Consider the following 4,484-nt stretch of genomic DNA (forward strand, 5'->3'; position numbering starts at 1 on the left):
GTTCGGGCCTTCAGCACGGACGTAACCTGTGTTCGGGCCTTCAGCACGGACGTAACCTGTAGCGCGGATGCCCTGCTCCAGCAGCCAGATTTCGTAGTCAAAGCCGTAGGGATTGGCGTTGCCGTGCGGCCGCTGAAGGCGCACCTTGAGCCGCCAGCGCTCGCCGGGTTGCACCTCCGGCACCGGTCCGGTGCCGCCGCGCATGCCCGAATACCATGACAGCGCGATTAATGGCGGCGCTGCGCTGGTGCCTTCAACCGCGAAATTGAAGCGCACGCCGCCTTGGAAGCGGAATGGCAGACTGTCGACGGTGCCGACGACGTCGAAATCGCGGCCCTCGTCCGCCCGCGCCAATTCCGGCGCCAGCGCGCAATGCGCCAGCCAGGCGGCCCACAGAAAGCCCAGCGCCGCCCCAGCCAACGCATCGGCCAGCCCAGAAGCCAGCACCGCCAGGACTGCGCCGCCGGAAGCTGTCACGCCGAAAGCTGTCACACTGGAAGCTGTCACGCCGGAAGCCATGGCCGCCGCGCCGGAAGCGCCCGGCCCCTCCATGACGCCAGACGTCCCGCCGCTGACCGGCAAGGACGGGGCGGTGGATGAGACAGGCGCGCGCACAACGCGCCGCATCGCCCACGCGGCCAGCAACGGCAGCGGCGCCAATGCGAGCGTCCAGAGCGGCGGGAGCGCGGGCTGCGTTTGCAGCAGGGCCGCGCCGGCGACGAAGCCGATGATTGCCATGCGCATGGCATGTCCCGATACGGTAACCGCTCAATGTTACCGTCGGACGCAAGCGCCGATTTGATTTAGCTCAGTAAGCCTTGCAGGCGTGGGATGATGGCCGCCGCGTTGGCCGTCGTGACAGACTGCACCTCGTCCAGGTCAGCAACGCGCAATTCGGCCATCACCGCCGCAATGCGCGGGATCTGGTCCGGTGTGTTGCGGCCCGGATGAATCCAGGACGGCGCGATATCCGGCGCATCCGTCTCCATCACGATGGACGACAGCGGCAGCTCCGCCGCCAGGCGCCGGATCTGCAGCGCGCGGGTGAAAGTCAGATTGCCGCCAAAGCCAAGCTTGAAGCCCTCGCCGATATAAGCCTGCGCCTGCTGGAAGCTGCCGTTGAAGGCATGCGCAATCCCGCCCGCCGGTCCAATCTGGCGTACATGCTTGAGCACCTGGTCCTGCGACTTGCGCACATGGCACAGTACCGGCAGCCCGAAATCGCGCGCAATCTTCAGCTGCTCGCGCAGGAAAAACACCTGCTTCTCGCGCATGTCCGGCTCGCACAGCAAGGGAATAAAGAAGTCCAGCCCAATCTCGCCAATCGCCACGAAGCGCGGATCGGACATGGCGGCGGCCACGGCCTCGCGCATGAATTCCAGATCCTCTTCTTTCGCCTGCGGCACAAAGATAGGGTGAATGCCCAGTCCATAGCAGCCATTGGGCGCCTCGTGCGCCAGTTTGCGTACGATCTCGAAGTTGCCGCGATCGACGGCGGGAATGACGATCATCCCAACGCCCTGCTCCGCCGCCTGTGCCGCCACATCCAGCGATTCATCGCCGAATTCGTGGGCATCCAGATGGCAGTGCGTATCGATCCACATGGCTTACTCCTGGCGCAATCCTTCGTCGGTCAGACGCAGCATACGGTCGCAGCGCTTGGCCAGCGCCGGATCGTGGGTGACGATCACGAAGGCCGTGCCGAGAGTGCTCGACAGCTCCAGCATCAGATCGAATACCGATTCCGCAGTCGTATGATCCAGATTGCCGGTCGGTTCGTCGGCCAGCACGCAAGCAGGCTGCGTCACCAGCGCACGCGCCAATGCGACGCGCTGACGTTCACCGCCGGACAATTCGCCCGGCACGTGCGTCACACGCTTGGCCAGCCCAACGCGCGCCAGCATGGCCTGCGCCTGTTCCAGCGCGTCCGCACGCTTCGTGCGGCGGATCATCAGCGGCATCGCCACATTGTCCAGCGCCGAAAACTCCGGCAGCAGATGGTGGAACTGATAGACAAAGCCCAGCGACTGATTACGCACGTCGCCGCGTTGCGCCTCGCTCAGTGATGCGAAATCTTTGCCCTGCAGCGTCACGGCGCCATTGCTTGGCGTATCCAGCCCGCCCAGCAGATGCAGCAGCGTGGACTTGCCGGAGCCGGACGCGCCAACAATCGCCACGCGCTCGCCGCGGTGCACTTCGAAATCAATCCCCTCCAGCACCTTGACCTCGTAGCTGCCTTCCTTGAAGGTCTTGCCGAGATTGCGGCAGCTCAGCACAGCATCATTCATAGCGCAGTGCCTCCGCAGGTTTGACCGACGCCGCCCAACGGCTCGGGTACAGCGTGGCAGCAAACGCCAGCAGCACGGAAACCACGGCGATCACGCCAACGTCCGCCCAGTGCATATCCGACGGCACGGTGCTGATTTGGTAGATATCCTTCGACAAGAACTGCACTCCCAATAAGTGTTCGATAAACGGGACGATAACATCAATATTCAAGGCCACAAGCACGCCGCCCGCGACACCCAGCAGCGCGCCCAGCACGCCCACCAGCGCGCCCTGGATCACGAAAATCTTCATGATCGAACGCGGCGTGGCGCCCAGCGTGCGCAGAATGGCTATGTCGGCCTGCTTGTCCGTCACCGTCATCACCAGCGTGGACACCAGATTGAAGGCGGCCACCGCGACGATGAGTGTGAGGATGATAAACATCATGCGCTTTTCGGTCTGTACGGCAGCAAACCAATTGGCGTTCAGCCTGGACCAGTCACGCACGGTAAGATTGGACGGGAACAGTTTCTTCAACTCTTCCGCAACTTCGGGCGCGCGGTGCATATCGGCTAGCCGCAAACGCAGACCTGCCGGAGCATCCATGCGCAGCATCTTTTCCGCATCCTGAATATGGATGAAGGCCAGGCCTGAATCGAATTCCGGGTGTCCCGCGACGAATACGCCCACCAGTGTGAAGCTGCGCATGCGCGGCACCACGCCGGCCGGGGTCACCGTTCCCTGGGCCAGCGCCATGGTCACCTTGTCGCCAAGATTCAGCTGCAGCGAGCGCGCCAGGTCAATCCCCATCACGATGCCGAACTCGCCGGGCCGCAGATCCTTGAAACTGCCGAATTTGGTGGTCTTGGCCAGATCGGACACATTCGGCTCCTGATCCGGCAGTACGCCGCGCACCACCGCCGGGCGCAGGATTTCGCCACCGTGCAGCAGCATGGCCTGCGTCTGCACGAAAGGCGCCGTACCCTTCACCGCCGGATTCGTCATGGYGCGGCGGGCCTGCTCCTGCCAGTCCGGCATCGAGCCGTTCTTGTCGAAGACTTCGACGTGGGCCAGCACGGACAGCATGCGGTCCGTAACCTCTTTGCGGAAGCCGTTCATCACCGACAGGATGATGATCAGCGCAGCCACACCCAGCGCGATGCCGCTCATCGAAATCAGGGAGATAAAGGAAATGAAGCTGTTGCGCTTATCGCGCTTGCCTGCACGGGTGTAGCGCAGGCCGACCAGCCATTCGTAGGGGAGATTCTTCATATTATTCGTAACGCAGGGCGTCCGCCGGACGCACACGGGCTGCCGACCAGCTAGGGTACAGGGTCGCCACAAAGGCCAGCGCCATCGAGGTGATACCGATAATGGTCACATCATGCCAGCGCAGGTCCGACGGCACGGCGCTGATGAAGTAGATGTCCTTGGCCAGGAACTTCACGCCAAACAGATGCTCGATGGCGGGTACGATCACGTCCACGTTCAGGGCCAGCGTCACACCGCCCACCACGCCCAGCGCGGTGCCCAGCACGCCAACCAGCGCTCCCTGTACCATGAAAATCTTCATGATCGAACGTGGCGATGCACCCAGGGTGCGCAGGATGGCGATATCGGCTTGTTTATCGGTCACCGTCATCACCAGCGTAGCGACCAGGTTGAAGGCCGCAACAGCGATGATCAGAGTCAGGATCACAAACATCATGTGCTTCTGCGTGGTCACGGCGGCGAACCAGGTCGTGTTCAGCTTCGTCCAGTCGCGCACCAGCAGTTTGCCCGGCATGGTCTGCTTCAGCTCAAATGCCACTTCCGGCGCTTTCTGCAGGTCCTGCAAGCGCAGGCGCAGGCCGAACGGCGCATTCAGGTGCACCAGTTGTTCGCCGTCTTCCAGATGTACATAGCCCAGACCGGAATCGAATTCGTTATGCCCGGCTTCGAAAATGCCGCTGACGGTAAAGGTGCGCAGTGTCGGCGCCACGCTGGTGAAGGACGAGCCCTCGGCCAGCGCAATCGCCACCTTGTCGCCAATCTTCACCTCCAGCTGGCGCGCCAGCTCGATGCCCAGAATGATGTTGAACGAACCGGGCTGCAAGCTATCCAGACTGCCCTCTTTCATCTGCCTGCCGATGTCGGAAACCTTGGTCTCCTCGCCTGGCAGGATGCCGCGCACCACGGCAGGACGCAGAATGTCGCCGCCATGCACCAGCATGCCC

5 protein-coding genes are annotated in these 4,484 nt (G+C 62.9%); all 5 read right to left on the bottom strand.

The annotated features are described in order from the left end of the window. Window positions 1–744: ComEC/Rec2 family competence protein (locus tag AB4Z11_RS24025; protein ID WP_442028190.1), on the bottom strand; the 744-nt coding region annotated here is incomplete at its 3' end. A gap of 59 nt (window positions 745–803) precedes the next feature. Beyond that, window positions 804–1,604 carry a TatD family hydrolase gene (locus AB4Z11_RS24030; RefSeq protein ID WP_442028191.1) on the bottom strand — a complete coding sequence of 267 codons (801 nt, stop codon included), beginning with the start codon at window positions 1,602–1,604 and terminating at the stop codon, window positions 804–806. Between the two features lie 3 nt (window positions 1,605–1,607). Further along, entirely contained in the window at window positions 1,608–2,288 is a 681-nt protein-coding gene (gene lolD / locus AB4Z11_RS24035; protein WP_442028192.1) for a lipoprotein-releasing ABC transporter ATP-binding protein LolD, read from the bottom strand. Then, the gene (locus AB4Z11_RS24040; RefSeq protein WP_442028193.1) at window positions 2,281–3,540 is read right to left on the bottom strand and encodes a lipoprotein-releasing ABC transporter permease subunit; all 1,260 of its coding nucleotides are present in this window, start codon (window positions 3,538–3,540) and stop codon (window positions 2,281–2,283) included. The genes lolD and AB4Z11_RS24040 overlap by 8 nt, the downstream gene beginning before the upstream one ends. 1 nt (window position 3,541) lies before the next feature. After that, the coding region (locus AB4Z11_RS24045) for an FtsX-like permease family protein (protein ID WP_442028194.1) at window positions 3,542–4,484 on the bottom strand (943 nt) is incomplete at its 5' end.

Origin of the sequence: Pseudoduganella sp. RAF53_2, from assembly GCF_052113985.1 — a bacterium.
Taxonomy (GTDB): domain Bacteria; phylum Pseudomonadota; class Gammaproteobacteria; order Burkholderiales; family Burkholderiaceae_D; genus Rugamonas.

Excerpts from the sequence above, each read along its gene's own strand:
- AB4Z11_RS24030 (WP_442028191.1), bottom strand. The coding sequence starts at position 1,604 with ATGTGGATCGATACGCACTGCCATCTGGATGCCCACGAATTCGGCGAT.
- lolD (WP_442028192.1), bottom strand. The coding sequence starts at position 2,288 with ATGAATGATGCTGTGCTGAGCTGCCGCAATCTCGGCAAGACCTTCAAG.